At 48.2% G+C, this 19042-nt stretch carries 8 protein-coding genes; all 8 read right to left on the reverse strand.

Annotation, left to right across the window (positions count from 1 at the left end):
* Positions 1–36 precede the first annotated feature (36 nt).
* The gene (locus ACOMG9_RS03910) at positions 37–2346 is read right to left on the reverse strand and encodes a hypothetical protein (RefSeq protein ID WP_448215853.1); all 2310 of its coding nucleotides are present in this window, start codon (positions 2344–2346) and stop codon (positions 37–39) included.
* A 175-nt stretch (positions 2347–2521) separates the two neighbouring features.
* The gene (locus ACOMG9_RS03915; RefSeq protein ID WP_494529795.1) at positions 2522–4054 is read right to left on the reverse strand and encodes a hypothetical protein; all 1533 of its coding nucleotides are present in this window, start codon (positions 4052–4054) and stop codon (positions 2522–2524) included.
* Positions 4055–4523: 469 nt separating this feature from the next.
* Positions 4524–6512: a hypothetical protein gene (locus tag ACOMG9_RS03920; protein ID WP_494529796.1), complete on the reverse strand. Its 1989-nt coding sequence runs from the start codon at positions 6510–6512 to the stop codon at positions 4524–4526.
* 279 nt (positions 6513–6791) lie between these two features.
* Complete coding sequence (locus ACOMG9_RS03925; RefSeq protein ID WP_494529797.1) at positions 6792–8669, reverse strand: hypothetical protein; 1878 nt, start codon at positions 8667–8669, stop codon at positions 6792–6794.
* 144 nt (positions 8670–8813) lie between these two features.
* Positions 8814–11366, reverse strand: coding sequence for a hypothetical protein (locus ACOMG9_RS03930; RefSeq protein ID WP_494529798.1), 2553 nt, complete (start codon positions 11364–11366; stop codon positions 8814–8816).
* Between the two features lie 718 nt (positions 11367–12084).
* Positions 12085–14184 (reverse strand): hypothetical protein, encoded by a 2100-nt coding sequence (locus ACOMG9_RS03935; RefSeq protein WP_494529799.1) that lies wholly within the window; start codon positions 14182–14184, stop codon positions 12085–12087.
* A 117-nt stretch (positions 14185–14301) separates the two neighbouring features.
* Positions 14302–16128, reverse strand: coding sequence for a hypothetical protein (locus ACOMG9_RS03940; protein ID WP_494529800.1), 1827 nt, complete (start codon positions 16126–16128; stop codon positions 14302–14304).
* Between the two features lie 201 nt (positions 16129–16329).
* Positions 16330–18993: a hypothetical protein gene (locus ACOMG9_RS03945; RefSeq protein ID WP_494529801.1), complete on the reverse strand. Its 2664-nt coding sequence runs from the start codon at positions 18991–18993 to the stop codon at positions 16330–16332.
* Positions 18994–19042 lie beyond the last annotated feature (49 nt).

Here is a 19042-nt window from a genome sequence, read left to right on the forward strand (position 1 = left end):
AACGGGTGAAACTTCATTGAAACGCTTTACTGGTCGTTACTTTTTCTCTTTACCTGATGGATGATCGGGGTCATTGTCCTGGTCCATATCAACAGGCTTGCGTTTTCGATGTTTTATTTTGTGATTCGACAGGACGCCAGCATTCTTGCAGATCTTCCCGCATGGTCCCGGCCGACCATCCTTGCCGACGACGGTCACGTCACAGGTTTGATGCCCGCTGTGGATTCTCGATTTGTGAGATGACAAAGAATTGAAATTCTTGAAGATGATCCCACATAGCCTTGGTTGGCCATTTTTCCCGACTACTTTTGCATCACAGCTTTGTTGCCCGCTGTGGGCAATTCTTTTGTGAACCGCAAGGGCATGAGGATTCTTGCAGACTATCCCGCATGGCCGCTGTTGGCCATCTTCTGAGACCGCCGTCAAGCCACAGGCTTGCTGCCCGCCGTGGTAATTGTTTTTGTGATTGTAGAAGGCCTTTACATTCTTGCAGGTCTTCCCGCATGGTCGCTGTTGGCCGTCTTTCCCGGTCACTATTGCGTGACAGATTTGTTGCCCGGTGTGGTCTCTTTTTTTGTGATTCGCCAGAGCATTTGCATTTTTTAAGACCACCCCGCATGGCTGTGACTGGCCGTCTTCCCTGACCAGGGTCAGGCCGCAAGTTTGTTGCCCACTGTGGACTCTATTTTTGTGATCCAACAGGCTTCCAGTATTTTTGCAGATCTTCCCACATGGCTGTTTCTGCCCCTTCTTACTGATTACAGTCAAGTTACAAATTCTTTGCTCGGTGTGGTATCTGTGCTTGTGAGATGACAGCGATTTAGCATTCTTGAAGACTGATCCACAAGGCCTCTGCTTGCCATCCTCCCCGACCACGTTCACGTTGCAGGTTTTTTGCCCGGTGTTGATTTTGCTTTTGTTATCGGCCCCTTCTACGCCTGTCCAGGAAAGATGAGGTTGGCTCTGAACCGAATGAGATGATTCAGTGGTGTTTTGTTGTGTTTCTGAAGCTCCTTTCAGGGGGGAGAACTTGATAAATGTAGGGGGAAAAATGTTTTCTTCGAGAAAACGATCTGGTCCAAATGGACTGTCAATGACCGAAAATTCATTAGTGATGGAAGACCAATTTCTGGATATTGACATTTCATGGTTGAGTGACCCGGCGGGGAATGTGCTAAAAGCAGCCACAGTACCCATTGAGTCTATGGATACCTCGTCGAAGGAGGCTCCTTCCAGGGCGCCTTCGTCTGAGGTGAACTCGTCTAAGACGACCCCGTCTGAGGCGACCCCGTCTGAGGCGACCCCGTCTGAGGTGACCCCGTCTAAAGAGTTAATGCTATTGGCCAGATGACCATTAATGTCATGCGGCTGTGGCTCAAATAATTGGTCACTATAAAATGGCGGGTAAATGTCAGAAAAATCATTCCATAGTTTGAACAGTGATTTTTGTTCGGAATGTGTAGCTTTTACAGAATCAGAATGGCCTATGCAACTGAGGTAGTGTCTATTCTCCAAATGAGTAAACAGTCTTTGTCCGGGTATTGCTTCTGGTTCAGCGGCTTGTTTTTCTGTCATTGCATCCGAAGTCTTTATCGGGGCAGAGGTCTCCCCAAAGTGTAATTCAGCTCGCTCCTTGCTATTGGATGATTGTTGGAGTTTACATACGCCACGACAGGGATGAACAAAACAATTTAAACCCAAGGTATGCAGGTTTTGTTCCGGACTTTTGTTACCGTCGCCAGAGTTAGAGTACTGGAGACTGTTTAAATCGCCTGTAGACTGGTGGCTGGCTTGTGAAGCTGGCTGTTCCGATGATTCTGATAGCTGATATTGTTGTTGATTATCTCTGGAGCCAAACGTCATAGTGATGGCTGAAAACGGTTGGTACCTCTGTGTCAACATACATGTCGCCTCCTGTTGTTCAAACGGGTTAAGCAGCGGTGAGTCCCGGTTCCAATAGCTTTTTAAAAGCCAATCGATAGCGACAACCACTTCTGCAGGTAGCCATGAATAAGAGATGGAGTCTGAAGGTGTGTTTTTGTTAGTCAGGATCAGCTGATAACCGACCAGAAGATGACTGGCGTGAAGACATTGCCATGAAATCGACTCAATGATGGCCTTTTTTACTCCATAATCACCAGGTCTTTGTCGTTTTTCATCAGGCAGAGAATCTGATTCTGTATAGCCATTTGTGTGGGCAATGTCTGAGGGACTTCCCGGCAATGTTTGACGGTCAAGCTTTATAGAAAAGTTCCGTAGTGGAGAACCTTTATTTTGTTCAAACCTGATAATAAACGGTTCTGTCCATGGATCTGCCTGACAGACAACAAAACACGACAGTATCATCAACAGAGGTATTGCAAACAGTGAGTGTTTAATAATTCCATCCCTGCATTCTGGTCTAAAGAGTGGAAGGATAGATCAAGAAAATAGGTGTGCTTTTTTGTCAGGGAACTACCGTAAAAAAACCTGGACCAAAGATGGCACCGGGTAAAACCATTATGAAATGGCGGGTAGCAGATCAATCGCCCTGATCTACATCAACAGGTTTGCGTTTTCGATGTTCTCTTTTATGGTCCGATAGAGCGCTGGCACTCCAGCAGACTTTTCCGCATGGCTGCTTCAATCCATTCAACCCGACCACGGTAAAGTCACAGATTTTTTGTCCGGTGTGGTCTCTTCTCTTGTGATCCTTCAGTGCTTGAGCATTCTTGCAGACTTTTCCGCATTGTCGTTGCTGACCATTCTCTCCGAGCAGAGTCAGCTCACAGTTTTGTTGTCCGGTGTGGTCTCTTCTCTTGTGATCCATCAGGACTTGAGTATTCTTGCAGATCTTCCCGCATTGTCGTTGCTGACCATCCTCTCCGACTAATAACACGACACAGGTTTTTTGCCCGCTGTGCACTCTGCTTTTGTGAACCGTCAGGGCTCGGGCATTCTTGCATACCGCCCCGCATGGCCGCTGCTGACCATCCTCCTCAACCAGGGGCACGTAACAGGTCTGTTGCCCGGTGTGGTGTCTTATTTTGTGATCCGACAGGGTTTTAACATTTTTACAGGCTATACCACATGGCTGTTGCTGACCATCCTCCCCGACCACGGTTACCTCACAGGTTTTTTGCCCGGTGTGAACCCTTCTTTTGTGGTCCGTCATAGCGAGAGCATTCTTGCAGGCTTTCCCGCATGGCCGCTGCTGACCATCCTCACCGACCACTGTCAAGATACAGGTTTGTTGCTCTGTGTGGCTTCTTTTTTTGTGATCATACAGGGCTTGAGCATTGTTGAAGGCCTTCCCGCATGGATGCGGCTGACCGTCATCTCCGACCAATGTCATGACACAGATTCGTTGCCCGCAGGGGTCTCTTCTTTTGTGATTCGACAGGGTTTGTTGGCAATGTCTAGTTTCTTCGGAGGGAAGACAATCCGAAGGTGAAATTCCTGTCAATCCAAGCGTTCCCGTTTTTGAGGTTCTTTGGTTTGATGTCGTGAATATAGCTACTGCTGTTGGGGGTGACTGGGAAAGATGAGGTGTGCTCTGATCCCATTGGGATGATTCTGTTGTTGTCTGGTTTGTTTCTGAAGTCTCCATCGGGGGGAAAGAGCGGGTAAGCATACAGGAAATCCCGGTCGCTCCGGGAAGGCTCCGACTTTGCAGTTTGAGTAGCCCGTTGATTATAACCACGTCATCAACGTTGACAAACATTTGCCCGGGCCTAGTCACATCATCATTGAGTGATCCTGTTTGGTCTGTCGAACTGCCTTCAGAGTTCAGCGGCCATTCGGCGGGCTCGCTGCTAAAGGATGATGACAGGAATATGCAAACACCATGACATGGATAGGCGAAACAATTTAAACCCAAAGTATGTTGATGTTGTTGAGAGCCTCCGTTACTGCCACCAGAGCCATAATACAGAGGGCTAATGAAAGAGCCTGTAGGGTGATTAATTGCTTGTTGGGCTGGCTGGCCAGATGATTTTGATGGCGGGTATCGTTGTTGGTTATGTCCAGGGCCAGGCATCATAAGGGTGATCACAAACGGGGGATTTTGACTCATCTTTTTTTGTTCAATGAGGTTAAACAGTCGTAAATCGGAGTTCCAATAGCTTTTTAAAAGCCAGCAGACAGCAACAACCATTTTTACAGGTAGCCATGAATAAGGGGTTGAGCGAAGAGAAGCGTCGTTGGTGGTCAGGATCAGACCATAAGCAATCGGCAGGTCACTGGCGTAAAGCCATTGCCAGGAAGCCGACTCAATGATCGTGGCTTTTGCCTGATAACCCGCTCCGTAGCGTTCGTAATCAGGCGGCGGATCCGGTTCTGTAAAACGTCCTGTCCATGGTCTTGCCTGACAAACGACAGACAGCGACAGTAGCAGAAAAAGCGATGCCGAAAAGAGTGAGTGTTTAATAATTCTATCCCTGCGTTCAGGTCTACAGATAGGAAGGATAGATCAAGAAAATAAGCACGTTTTTCCGTCAAAGGCCTCCTCTTGAAAAGCTTCTGACAGGACTGGAGTCAGATCGTTACTTGTTCACTTTAGTTTCTTGACGACTCAAGTCATTGTCCGGTTTAACATCAACAGGCTTGCGTTTTCTATGTGCTCTTTTGTGTTCATTCAGGGCACCAGCATTCTTGCAGGCTTTTCCGCATGGTTGCAGCTGTCCATCCTCTGCGACTATTTTCACTTCACAGGTTTTTTTCCCGCTGTGGGTTCTGAGTTTATGGATCGACAAGGCTTGAGCATTGTTGCAGATCTTCCCGCATGGCTGCGGCTGACCATCTTTCCCGACCACGGGTAAGTCACAGGTTTTCGGCCCGCTGTGGGCGAATCTTTTGTGATCATAATAGCTTTTGGCGTTTTTGCAGATGACCCCGCAGGGTTTTGGCGAACCATCTTCACGGATCACTGTCATGACACAGGTTTTTTGCTTGCTGTGGTCTTTTATTTTGTGATCTGTCAGCCCTCGAGCGCTCATTAAGACCCTTCCACATGGCCGCAACTGGCCATCCTCCCCGGTGACTGTCACGTAACAGGTTTTTTGCCCGGAGTGGTCTCTGCTTTTGTGAGATGACAGGGCTTTAGTATTCTTGCTGACTTTCCCGCATGGCCTTGGCTGGCCGTCTTCCCCGATGACTGTCACACCACAGGTTTGTTGTCCGCTGTGGTCTTTTCTTTTGTGTTTCGACAGGGCTTGATTATCTTTGCAGACCTTCCCGCATGGCCAATGTTGGCCATCCTCCCCGATCACGTTTACTTTGCAGGTTGATTGTCTGGTACGGTTGTTGCTTTTTTGATCCAACAGGCTTGTTAATGTTGCTGTCTGGTAAAGATGAGGTTGGCGCTGATCCAAAAGGGATGATTCAGTGGTTGTCTGCTGTGTTTCTGAGTGGCCCATTGTAAGGAAAACCTCGTGCTGTTCGAGAAGGCACTGTGCAGAGGGTGAACCATTGATGACTAAAAAATCATTATCCGTGGAAGGCAAATTCCCGGATATTTGCACGTCATCGTTCAGTGACACACTGGCGTCAGTTGTATAGTTAACCCCGTCTGAGGCAGCCCACTCTGAGAGACTGAAGCTATTGAATAGTTTGTCATCCATGTTCTGAGTCTGTAGCTGAGATGATTGCCCGTAGCCCAGGATTTCAGTGTCAAAGAGATCATTCAATGTTTCGAAAATCGGCTCAACTTGAGAATCTGTAGCGCTCACAGAATTAAAATGACCTATGCAACTATGGCAGTGTCTATTCAACAAATCAGATAAAAAGCTTTGTTGGAGCATATCTCCTGTTTGGCCAATTGAAATCTCCGTAAAATTCAGCGGCGATTCAGCGAACTCTGTGCTGTCGAATGAGGGTCGGTGCTGACAAACGCCATGACAGAAATTGAAGTAACAATTTAAATCTAAAGTATGTTGATGTTGTTCGGGGTCTTCGTCACCGCCACCAGAGCCAGAGTAAAGAGTGCCACTGATAGAGCCTGCAGAGTGGGTAGATATCAGTGGGGCTTGCTGGCCATAGGATTCTGATGATTGATATTGTTGGTGCTGCTGCTGTTGCTGCTGTTGGTTATCCCCGGAGCTGAACGTAATTGTGATGGCAGTATACGGGGGATTCCCCCGTGTCAACATAGACGTTGACTGCCGTGCGATCGGGTTAAACAGCGGTAAATCCGGGTTCCAATAGCTTTGTAAAAGCCAACCGACACTGGCAACGGCTTCTACAGGTAACCATGAACAGGGGGGGGCGATTAGAGGGGCATCTCTGCTGCCCAGGGTCAGTTCGTAAGCGATCAGCAGATTCGTGGCGTAAAGAAACTGCCAGGAAATCGACACAAAGAGGGCCGTGTTTATCCTGTAAACGTCAGGTCTGTATCGTTTGTTATCCGGTGGTGAATCTGATTCGGCATAGTCGTGTGTTTGGTCACTGTCTGACAAGTTGACCGATAATGTGTGTCGATCAGGTGTCATGGAAAAGTCGTAACTTGGAGAGCCTGAGCTTTGTTGAAACTCCACAATATAAGGTTCTGACAATGGTCCGGTCTGGCCAGTGTCAGGCAATGAAAGTGGCAGCAACAGAAGTAACGTAAAGAGTGAGTGTTCAATAATTTTATCCCTGCTTTCTGGCTTACAGAGAGGAAGGATAGATCAAGAAAATAAGGGTGTTTTTCTGTTAAAGGCCTTTTGTTAAAAACCAAAGTTTGACCAGGTAAACGTCATAAAGCGGCTCTGTCGTTACTTATTCATTTTACTTTCTCGAAGTCTGAGGCGTTTCCCCTTGTCTGCATCAACAGGCTAGTACTTTCGATGTATTCTTTTGTGATTCGTCAGGGCTTCAGCATTCTTGCAGGTCTTTCCGCATGGTTGCAGCTGGCCATCCTCTGTGATCACTGTTTCGTCACAGATTTGCTGTCCGGTATGATCCCTTCTTTTGTGTTCTGAGAGGGCTTGAGCACTCTTGCAGATTTTCCCGCATAGGTGCAGCTGGCCATTTTCCCTGATCACGGTTACCTGACAGATTTTCTGCCCGGTGTGGTCTCTTCTTTTGTGATCCGTCAGGCTTCTTTGACTCTTGCAGACTCTTCCGCATGGCTGCCGCTGGCCGTCCTTCCCGACCGTGGTCGCGTCACAGGTTTTTTGCCCGGAGTGATCTCTTCTTTTGTGATCCAAAAGGACTCTAATAGTCTTAAAGGCCTTGCCGCATGGCTGCTGCTGATCTTCCTTTCCGACCACTGTCACATCACAAATTTGTTGCCTTTCGCGCTCTCTGTTTTTGTGATTCCTCAGGATTCTGACATTCTTGAAGGTCTTCTTGCGTGGACGCAGCTGGCCATTCTCCCCGATCATGGTCATTTCAAAGTTTTTTTGCCTTCCATGGGTTTTGTATTTGTGAGTCGCCAGAATTGCAGCATTCTTGCAGACTTTCCTGCATGGACCCGGCTGGCCATTCTCACCGACCACGGTCGCATCACAGATTTTTTGCCCACTGTGGATTTTACTTTTGTGAGACCAGAGAGATGGGGCATTCTTGCAGAGTTTCCCGCACGGCTGTGGTCGGCCATCCTTTCCGACCACAGTCACCTCACAGGTTATTTCACCGGAGAGGGCTCTTTTTTTATGATACGTCAGGGATTGAACTTTGTTGTAAACTCTTCTGTTAGGTCGCAGTTGGTCAACCACCCCAGCCAGTGTCAGGTTGCAGGTTGGTCGCCCGGCAGGATCGTTTGCACAGGCTGCCTCAGCGCTTATTGAGTCTATGGTCAATCCTCCCAGAGGGCTGCCATCAATATCATATGGCTGAAATAGTTCATCAGAATCGCACAGGAGCTGAATATCATCAGGGAAATTATTCAATATTTCTGTAAGCTGGTTTTGTTCGCGAAGTATAGCTTCTGAAGAATCAGACTCAATCATGCAATGAAAACAGTATCCTTGAGTCAAATGTGGGCATAAGCCTTGTTCAGGTGATGCTTCTGTTTGAGAGATTTGCATTCCTGTTATTGTCTCTGGAATCTGTATTGGCATGAAGGGCCGCTCACAGTGTAACTCAGCGGTCCCGGTATTATCGGGTGACAGTCGGAATTGACAAATTCCATTACAGGGATAAACAAAACAATTTAAACCTAAAGTGTGCAAATGTTGTTGAGGGCCTTCGCCACCGCCGCCAGAGCCAGGTTGCAGAGGGCTAATGACAGAGCCTTCAGAGTGCCTGGTGGCTTCCGGGGCATGCTGCTCCGATGATTTTGATGGCTGGTAGGGTTGTTGGTGATGCTCGGAGCCAAAAATCATTTTCATGATCGCAAACGGTTGACTCCTCTGTGCCAACATAGATGTCACCTGTTGTTCAATCGGATTAAACAGCGGTGAATCGGGGTTCCAACTGCTTTTCAAAAGCCAATTGACAATCACAATGGCGTCCAGAGATAGCCACAAATGAGACATGGTGCATGCGGGAGAGTACTTGGAGATCAGGATCAGTTGGTATGCAATCAGCAGATTCGTGGCATAGCGCAATTGCCACGAAATCGACTCAATAATGGTTGTTTTCACCTCGTAATCATACGTTCTCTGTGACGGGTTCCCCGACGGTGTATTCAGGTCTCGCCTCATAGAAAAGTTCTGGTTTGGATAACCTGTGCTTTGTTGAAGCTCAACTATAAAACGACTTGTCAACGGTTTGGCCTGACAGACGACAGACAATGAAAGCAATAGCAGGGTCAGATAGAGAGAGTGTTTAATGATTCTATCCTTACTTTCTCGTATACAGATAGGAAAGTAGGTCAAAAGAATGACAGGGTAGGGATAAGATGGAGATATTTACTTGTCCCCATCATCAGGCTTGCGTTTTCGATGTACTCTTTTGTGATAAGACAGGGCCATAGCATTCTTACAGACCTTTCCACATGGACTCGGCTGACCATCCTCCCCGTGTACTGCTATTTTGCAGGTTTGTTCTCCGGAATGTTCTTTCATTCGGTGATTCGACAGGCCTTTAGAATTTTTTAATGTCTTTCCGCATGGTCGCGGCTGGCCATCCTCTCCGACCACTGTCGAGTAACAGATTTTTTGCGTGCCGTGGAATCTGCTTTTGTGCACCGAAAGGTTTTGAATATTATTGAAGGTCCTTCCGCATAGCCGCTGCTGGCCATCCTTGCCAACTATATTTGCGTCACATATCGCCTGCCCACTGTGGGCTGTTCTTTTGTGATTTACAAGGTCTATAGCACTTTTGCAAACCCTCCCGCATGACTGGCGCTGACTCTGTTCGCCAACGACCTCATAGAAACAGACTTTTGGTTTGGTGTGGTCGCTTCTATGGTGATTTCGCAGGGCTTGAGCGTTCTTGCAGACCTTTCCACATGGCCGTTTCTGACCATCTTCTGCGAACACTATTGCACTGCAGGTTTGTTGCCCTGTGTGGTCTCTGTATTTGTGATACCGAAGGGCTTGAGTATTCTTACAGACAAATCCACATGACCGCTGCTGGCCATCCTTTGTGAACACGCCAACCTTACATATTTGTTGCCCGCTATGGTCTTTTTTATTGTGGTATTTCAGGGCTAGAAGATTCTTGCACACCATTTCGCAGGGCCGCAGCTGGCCATCCTGCCCGATAACGGTTTCGTCACAGATTTGTTGATTGCTGTGAACGTTTCTCTTGTGACTCTTCAGGGCTTTACTATTTTTGAAGAATTTTTCGCATGGTCGCTGCTGGCCGTCTTCGTCGGACACTGTAAAGTCACAGTTGTGCTCAGTGCTATGGAATCTGGTTTTGTGATTTGCAAAAGCTTTGGCATTTTTGCAGGGAAACGCACATGGCTGCGGTTGGCCATCCTCACTGATCAGAGTCAGATTACAGATTTTTTCACCGCTGTGCTCTTTTCTTTTGTGATCTGACAGGGCTCTCAAACATTTGAAGACCAACCCGCATGGCCGCTGCTGGCTGTCGTCCCCGATCACCATGACCTGACAGGCTTTTTGCCCTGAGTGGTTTTTGCTTTTGTGATCTGACATAGACTTGGCATTCTTACAAATGGCCCCGCATGTCCGCAGCAGACCATCCACACCGATCACGGTGACATAACAGGTTTGTTGCAGGGTGTGCTCTCTTCTTTTGTGTTCCGAGAGGTCTTCGGCATGCTTGCAGAGCCTCCCGCATGGCCGCCGACGGCCATCCTCCCCAACCACGGTCACGTCACAGGCTTTTTGCCCGGAGTGGTATTTGCTTTTGTGAACTGACAGTGCCTTTTTCCTCTTGGAGATGACTCCACATGTCACCGGCTGGCCATCCTTCCCGGTTATGGTTACGTCACAGATTAGTTGCCTGTCGGCGGGGGGGATATTGGTCGTCACGATAGTTACTGAGTCTGAGGTAAGTTCGTCTGTAAAGTTGTAGCTATTGGCAGGGCTGCTATCAGCGCCATGCATCTGTGACTGATTTGTATCTGGCTTAACCAGTTGACCATAGTCGTTTTGAGGTTCAATGGCAGGGGAATCATTCGCTGTTATGAATAGTGAGTTTTGTAGGGGATTTATAGTATCTAAAGGAGCCAATTGACTGATGCAAATAAAGCAGTATCCATCAGCCAAATGGGGGCATGCACTTTGTCCGGGTGCTACTCTTGCGTATCTTGTCGGGCTTTCTTCGGGGTTGGGCCACCATTCAGCAGGCCCGAGGTTATCAGATGATGATCGAAATTCACAAACACCATGACAGGGAGAGAGAAAACAATTCAAACTCAGAGTATGATGGAGTTGTTGAGGGCCTCCGTTGCCGTCAAAAGAGCCAGAATGCAGGAGTTCAGTTAAATTGCCTGTAGGTTGGGTGGAGGTTTGTGGGGCTCGCTGACCAGATGATTCTGACGGCTGGTATTGTGGAGGGTTATGTCCAGAGCCAAACATAATAGTGATGTTTGCAAACGGGTAGTCGCCCTGTGTCAAAATAACTGCCGCCTGTTGTTCAAACGGGTTAAACAGCTGTGAATAGGGGCTCCAATAGTTTTTTAAAAGCCAGCCGACAACGACAGCTAATTCTAGAGGTAGCCATGAATATAGTTTGGAGCTCAAAGGGGCGGTGGTCAGGATCAGTTTGTAAGCAACTGTTAGATGAGAAACGTAAAGGTACTGCCAAGAAATTAACTCAATGATGGTCGTTTTTACCTCGTAACCACCTGCTACTTGTCGTTTGTCATCAGGCGGCGAATCGGGTCCTGTATAGCCGTTTGTATCAGAAATATATAACGGGTTGTCCGGCAATGTTTGCAGGTCACTTTTAATGGAAAAACTCCAGTTTAGCGAAATTGCATCCTGTTCAAACTCAGCAATATAGCTTCCTGACCATGGTTCGGCCTGACAGACAAAGGAGGACAATATTAGCAGTATTAGCAGTGCTGCAAAGAGTGAGAGTTTAATAATTCTATCCTTGCATTCCAATATACAGAGAGGAAAGATAGATCAAGAATATAAGTATGTTTTTCTGTCGAAGACACTTTGTTAAAAAACACAGTTAAAAACCAGAGGCCGCACCGGACGATATCTTATCGAATGAGCGTAAAACCCCGTACTTTGAGGACGGGGATGTAAGCTCGGCTTGCAAAGCAAGCCCCTTGTGCTACTTTGCTATCCGTCAGGTGTTTTTTGCGATTACGCTACCTGACAGGAAAAGTAAAATACCTTCCGCTTTCTGCCCGTGTTTGTTAACGGGGTCGCCTAGACAATCCGAAAGGTAGAGCAGATTGTCGAATAAGGTGTATGCCGCTACTGGGTAAGGTATACACTGCGGTCGGGCATGACCGTCTGGTGGTAGGAATCCCCGTCCTTTAGAGGGTGTCGCAAAACTCTCTCCGGCGTGGGAACGCGTTGACTCCCGTCATTGTCGGCTTCATTCTCGTCATTCCCGCGAAGGCGGGAATCCACACTGACTCTCCACCAGAACCATACTGCCCGGTGTCCCCCTGGCCTTGTCACCCCCGAGAAGGCAGAGATCCACCGTTGGCGCTGGATTCCCGCCTTCGCGGGAATGACGACTTCAGAGCGTGAGAACGAGCTGTTGAAGTTTTGCGACACCCTCTTTAGGGCGGGGAGGATGTCAATACCTGTTGGTTTTAGTTCTTGGAGCACTGAGGTCATCATCCTGGTTCACATCATCATGCTTGCGTTTTCGATGTCTTTTTTTGTGACTCGAGAGAGCATCAGCGTTTTTGCAGACCCTCCCGCATAGCTTTGGCTGGCTATCTTCTGAGATCAGGGCCACGTTGCAGGTTTGCTGCCCGGTGTGGTCTCTTCTTTTGTGATATGACAGGGCCAGGGCATTATTACAGGTCGTCCCACATGGCTGCAGCTGGCCATCCTCCGTGACCAGAATCGCGTTGCAGGTCTGTTGCCCGGTGTGGTCTCTTCTTTTGTGATATGACAGGGCCAGGGCATTATTACAGGTCGTCCCACATGGCCGCTTCAGACCATCCTCCGTGACCAGATTCACGTTGCAGGTTTGTTGCCGGGTGTGGTTTTTGATTTTGTGATAATACAGGGCTTGGGCATTTTTACAGGTCGTCCCGCATGGCTGTGGCTGGCCATCCTCCCCGACAAGGGTCAGTTCACAGGTTTGTTGCCCGCTGTGCTCTTTTCTTTTGTGATATGACAGGCTATAGGCATTTTTACAGATTTTCCCACATGGCCTCTGCTGGCCATCCTCTCCGACCATAATTAGCTTACAGGTTTGTTGACCGCGATGCTCTCTGACTTTGTGATAAGACAAGGCTTGAGTATTATTGCAGACCAATCCGCATAGCCGCAGCTGGCTATCTTCACCGGCAACAGTCAGGTCACAGGATTTTTGCCCGCTGTGGATGTTTCTTTTGTGCTCCGACAGAGCTATTGCGTTCTTGCAGACCTTCCCGCAAGGTCGCTGCCGACCATCCTTCCTGACCACTGATGTGTCACAGATTTGTTGCCCGGAGTGATCTTTTCGTTTGTGCTTCGTCAGGGCGTTAGCATTGTTGCAGACTTTTCCGCATGATCGCTCTTTACCATCCTCCCCGACCACAGTCACGGCACAGGTTCTGTGCCCGCTGTGGTATCTGCTTTTGTGAAGCGACAGGGCATGAGAAGTCTTGCAGACCTTTCCGCATCGTCGCTGTTGAGCATTCTCACCGGACAGGGTCAGGTCACAGATTAGTTTCTCGCTTTGTTCAGTGGCCTGCCCGGTGACTGTCCGGGAAAGACCAGGTGGTCTTTGACCCCATTGAGGTGTTTCTGTAGCGGTTTGTTGTGTTTCTGAAGTCACCATTAAGGGGGTAAAGTGAGCAGGTGTAGAGGAAATTTCGTTTTCATTGTCAGTTCCTTGCTGACCCAGAATGAGAAGCCCCTGGATTATAATCCAGTCATTAGCGCTGGCAGGCAAATTCCCGGGTATTGTTGCTTTATTACCGGGTGGTCCGATAGGGTCAGCACAAGCAGTCCATGCACTCATTGAATAGGTATGATCCGATAATGATCGGAACTTGCAAACGCCATGACAGGGATGGACGAAACAATTTAAACCCAAAGTATGTGACTGTTGTTGAGAGTCTCCGTTACCGTCGGCAGAGCCAGAATACAGGGTACTGTTGAAAGCGCTTGCAGGTTGGCTGCTGGCTTGTGGGGCCTGTTTGCCAGTTGATTGTGATAGCTGGCCTTGTTGTTGCTGTTGTTCAGAGCCAGGCACCATGGTGGTGATCACAAACCTGTGATCTTCCAATGTCAATATAAACGACATATGTATACCAAATGGTTTAAACAGCAATGAATCGGGGTTCCAATAACTTTGTAAAAACCAGCCGACAGCGACAGCCATTTCTATCAGTAGCCATGAATAAGGAGTGGGGCTCAGTGCTGTACCTCTGGTGGCCCGGGTCAGTTCGTAGGTAACCAGCAGATCAGTGGCGTAAAGCCATTGCCAGAAAATGGACTCGATAAGGGGTGTTTTTACCCTGTTACTGTTAGGTCTTTGTCGTTTGTCATAAGGTGGAAAATCTGATCCTGAATAGCTTTTGGTGATGACTGACGGTTTGCCCGACAATATAAGCGGGTCTGAGTTTATAAAAAAACTCTGGTTTGGAGAGCCAGGATCCTGTTGAAGCTCGACGACAAAACCCCTTGTTAACGATTCGGCCTGAGCGATGACAGATAACAACAGTAGCAGCAACATTGATGCCGCAAAGAGTGAGTGTTTAATAATTCTATCCTTGTGTTCTGGTTTACAGAAAGCAAGGATAGATCAGGAAAATAAAGATATTTTTTTGTAAAAAAATTCTTGTAGTGATCATTACCTTTTGGTTTTACCTCCTGGAGCACTGAGGTCATCATCCTGGTTCACATCATCAGGCTTGCGTTTTCGATGTATTCTTTCAGGATTCGAGAGAGCTTTAGCACTTATGCAGACCTTCCCGCATGGCTGTGACTGGCCATCTTCCCCAACCACGGTCGAGTCGCAGCTCTTTCGCCCGCTGTGGAATCTGCTTTTGTGAGTTGACAGGGCCTGGGAACTCTTAAAGATTTTTCCGCATTGCTGCGGCGGGCCATCCTGTCCTACCACTGTTAAGTCGCAGGTTTTTGGCCCGCTGTGGGTGTTTCTTTTGTGATCCAGAAGGGTGCGAGCATTCTGGCAGACCTTCCCGCATAGTCGCTGCTGGCCATCCTTTTCGACCACTCTTGAGTCACAGGTTTGTCGCCCGGTATGGTCTCTTTTTTTGTGATCCGTGAGGGCTTGAAGATTGTTGCAGACCTTTCCGCATGACCGCTGCTGGCCATCCTCCCTGACTATTGTCAACTGACAGGTTCTTTGCCCGGTATGGTATCTGCTTTTGTGTATCGACAGGGTAGGAACATTCTTGTAGATCTTCCCGCATGGTCCCTGCTTGCCATCCTTTTTGACCACTGTTACGTCACAGATTTGTCGCTCGCTGTGGTCTCTTTTTTTGTGCTCCCACAGTGCTTGAGCATTGATGCAGATCTTTCCGCATTGTCGCTTTCCACCATCCTCTCCAACCACGGCCGTGTAACAGCTTCTTTTCCCGCTATGGTATCTGCTTTTGTGAACCTTCAGGGCCGAAGTACTTTTGCAGATTTTACCACATGGTCGCTGCTGACCATTATCCCCCGACAGGGTCTCGTAACAGGTTCGATTCCCGCTGTGGTCAGTGACTTGTCTGGTGCCTGTCCGGGAAAGACGAGGCGGGCTTTGGCCCCATTGGGGTGATCCTGTTGTTTGTCGGGTTGCTGAAATCGCCATTGGGAATGTGATATGGACAGGTGTAAAGGAAATTTCGGTTTCTTCGTGAGGTTTGTATTTACTCAGACTGAGTAACCCCTCGACTATAATCAGATCTTCAGTGCTGGCAGGCAAATTCCCGGGCGTTGGAACTTCATCTCTCAGTGACACTACAGGGTCAGCACATGCAGTCCCTGTAGTCATTGAATGTGTAGGATCGGATGAAGTTCGTAGCCTGCAAACGCCATGACAGGGATGGACGAAACAATCTAAACCCAGAGTATGTGAGTGTTGTTTAGAGTCTCCATTACCATCGCCGGGGCAGGAATAGAGGGCGTGGCTCATAGCGCTTGCAGTTTGGCGGGTTGGCTGTTTGGTCTGTTGGTCAGCTAATTGTGATAGCTGGCCTTGTTGTTGCCCTTGTCCAGAGCCTGGCTCCACAGTGGTGATCGCAAATATGTGCCCTCCCTGCGTCAATATAGATGACGGCTGTAGTTCAATTGGTTTAAACAGAGGTGAATCGGGGTTCCAAACACTTTTTAACATCCAGTCGACAGCGAGAACCGTTTCTATCAGTAACCATGAATAAGCGGTGGGGGCCAGCGGTGTGCATCTGGTGGTCAGGGTCAGTTCGTAAGCAACCAGCAGGTTAGTGGCATAAAGCCGTTGCCAGGAAATCGACTCAATGATTGTTGTTTTTACTCTGTAACTGTTATTTTTGTGTCGTATACTATCCGTTGATAAATCTGGTCTTGCATAGCTGCTTGTTTCAGCAAAGTCTGACGGGTTATCCGACCATGTACTTTTGTCTGGTTCTATAAGAAAGCTCTGGCTTGGAAGACCTTTACTCTGTTGAAATTCGACAGTAAAACATTTTTTCAACGATTCGGCCTGGCCGATGACAGGCAGCAACGCTAACAGCAAGATCGATGCCGCAAATGAGTGTTTAATAATACTATCACTGCGTTCTGGTTTACAGAGAAGAAGAATAGATCAAGAAAATAAGGACGTATTCTGTCAAAGTCTCTCTGTTAAAGATCATTACTGATTCGTTTTAGCTTCTGGATGAGTGAGGTTATTGTCCTACTTATCAACAGGCTTGCGTTTTCGATGTACTCTTTTGTGACTTGAGAGATCTTGAGCATTTTTGCAGGCCATCCCGCATAGCTCTGACTGGCCATCCTCTGTGATCAGGATTTCGTTGCAGGTTTGTTGTCCGCTGTGCTCTTTTCTTTTGTGATACGACAGAGCTCCAGAGTTCCTGCATATCATCCCGCATGGCTGCGGCTGGCCATCCTTCGCAATCACGGTCGAGTCACAGGCTCTTTGCCCGCTGTGGAATTTGCTTTTGTGAGTTGACAGGGCTTGAGCACTCTTGCAGACCTTAGCGCACAAACGCGGTTGGTGATCCTCGCCAACCATGGTCACGTCACAGGTTTTTTGCCTGGTGTGTTGGCATCTTTTGTGATCCCACAGTGCTATGCGGTTGTTGCAGACCTTCCCGCATGGTCGCGGCTGGCCGCCTTTCCCAACGACGGTAAAGTCACAGGTTTTTTGCCCACTGTGCGATTTGCTTTTGTGAATTGACAGGGCTTGAGCATTCTTGCAGACCTCTCCACATGGCCGCGATTGGTGATCCTCATCAACCAGGGGAAAGTCACAGGTTTGTTGTCCGCTGTGGTATCTGCTTTTGTGAACGGAGAAGTCAAAGGCACTCTTGAGGACTCTACCGCACGGCTGCTGCCGACCATCCTTTTCGACCACAGTTAGTTCACATACCTTTTGCCCGGTGTGGAGTCTTCTTTTGTGATTCGAAAAATCTTTAGCATTCTTGCAGACTGTCCTGCATGGTAGTAGCTGGCCATCTTCACCAATCACTGTCGTATAACAGGTTCTTTGCCCACTGTGGAGTCTGCTTTTGTGACTTGACAGGGCTTGAGGACTTTTGAAGACCTTTCCGCACAGCCGCAGTTGTTGATCTTCGTCTACCACGGTCAATTGACAGATTTGTTGCTCGGCGTGGAAGTTTCTTTTGTGATCCGACAGAGTTTCGTAATTCTTGCAGACCATCCCGCATGGCCTCGGCTGGCCATCCTTACCTACCACAGCTGAGTCACAGGTTTTTTTCCCGCTGTGCGATCTCTTTTTGTGACTTGCCAGGGCTTGAGCATTCTTGCAGACCTTTCCGCATGGCTGCGGTCTTTGATCCTCGCCAAAGAAGGTAAAGTCACAGGTTTTTTGTCCGGTGTGGTATCCGCTTTTGTGAACGGAGAGGGCACAGGCACTTTTGCAGACTTTCCCGCATGGCTTCTGCTGACCATCCTTCCCGACCAAGGTCACGTCACAGGTTTGTTGCCCGCCATGCAATCTTCTTTTGTGATCCGAAAAAGCTTTAGCGTTTTTACAGATTGCCCTGCATGGCAGCAACTGGCCATTTTTTCCGATCACTGTAACGTCACAGATTTGTTGTTTGCCGTGGACTCTGTTTTTGTGAAGCGACACTGCATAAGCATTCTTGAAGACCTTCCCACATGGCCGTGGCCTGCCATCTTCCCCGACAATTTTCTCTATACAGGTTGTTTGCCCGTTGTGGAATTTGCTTTTGTGAATTGACAGGGCTTGAGCACTCTTGCAGATCTTTCCGCATGACAGCTGCTGGCCATTCCCCCTGGTCACGGTAACATCACAGGTTTGTTGCCCGGTGTGGAAGCTTCTTTTGTGAGACGACAGAGAATTAGCATTTTGGTAAGCCTTTCCACAGGGGCGCAGCTGGCCATCCTTCCTGAATACGATCACTTCACAGATGTTTTGCCTGGTATGGACTCTTCTTTGGTGATTCGACAGGGCTTTGGCACTCTTTAAGACTCTCTTGCATTGTCGAAGCAGACCATCTTTCCCGACCAGCATCACGTTGCAGGTTGATTGCCCGGCAGGGGCTGGTGTATCGGTTGCCCCTGCAGCTATTGAGTTCTGGGCGACCCCGTCTGAGGCGACCCCGTCTTCACAATTCAGAGACCGTTCAACTGGTTCCATGCTTTTGGGAGATGGTCGGAATTTACAGACGCCACAACAGGTTTGGACAAAACAATTTAAACCCAAAGTATGCTGCTGTTGTTGAGGGTCTTCGTTACCGTCAACCGAGCGAAAATACAGGACGCTGGTGGAGTAGCCTGTGGCCAGCGTGGCATGCTGGCCGGAAGATTCTGTTGTCTGGTCCTGTTGCTGACAAGGTTGTTGGTTATGGTCGGAGCCAAACATTATAACGATGTTGGTAAATGGTTGATCCCCCTGTCTCAGGATGGATGTCGCCTCTTGATGCTTCATCAGGTCAGACAGCAGTATGCCGGGGCTCCAATAGTCTTTTAAAAGCCAACCGAAAGCTATAGCCGCTTCCACCGGTAGCCATGAACAAGATGTTGAACTCAGAGGAGAGACTCTGGTGATAAAGATGAGTTCGAAGGCAGCCAGAAGATTCGTGGCGTAAAGCCATCGCCAGGAAATCGACTCAATAATGGTTGTTTTTACTTCGTAATTGTTAGTTATCTGTCGTCTATCGTCGGGTGGTAAATCTGATCTTGCATAACCGTTTGTGTCGGCAAGGCCTGAAGGGTTATCTGACCATTTACTCTGGTATGGCTTTATTGAAAAGCTCTGGTTTGGAAGACCTGCACTCTTTTGAAGCTCGACAATAAAATGCTTTGTCAACAGTTCGGCCTGACTGAAGACAGATAACAACGGTAGCAGCAACAGTGCTGCAGAGAGTGAGAGTTTAATAATTTTATCCTTGGCGATCGGG

Source organism: Endozoicomonas sp. PH6C (genome assembly GCF_059322965.1).

Bases quoted from the DNA above. Each gene is read 5' to 3' on its own strand.
- ACOMG9_RS03935 (WP_494529799.1), bottom strand. From the start codon at position 14,184: ATGTTGCTGCTACTGTTGTTATCTGTCATCGCTCAGGCCGAATCGTTA.
- ACOMG9_RS03910 (WP_448215853.1), bottom strand. From the start codon at position 2,346: ATGATACTGTCGTGTTTTGTTGTCTGTCAGGCAGATCCATGGACAGAA.
- ACOMG9_RS03915 (WP_494529795.1), bottom strand. From the start codon at position 4,054: ATGAGTCAAAATCCCCCGTTTGTGATCACCCTTATGATGCCTGGCCCT.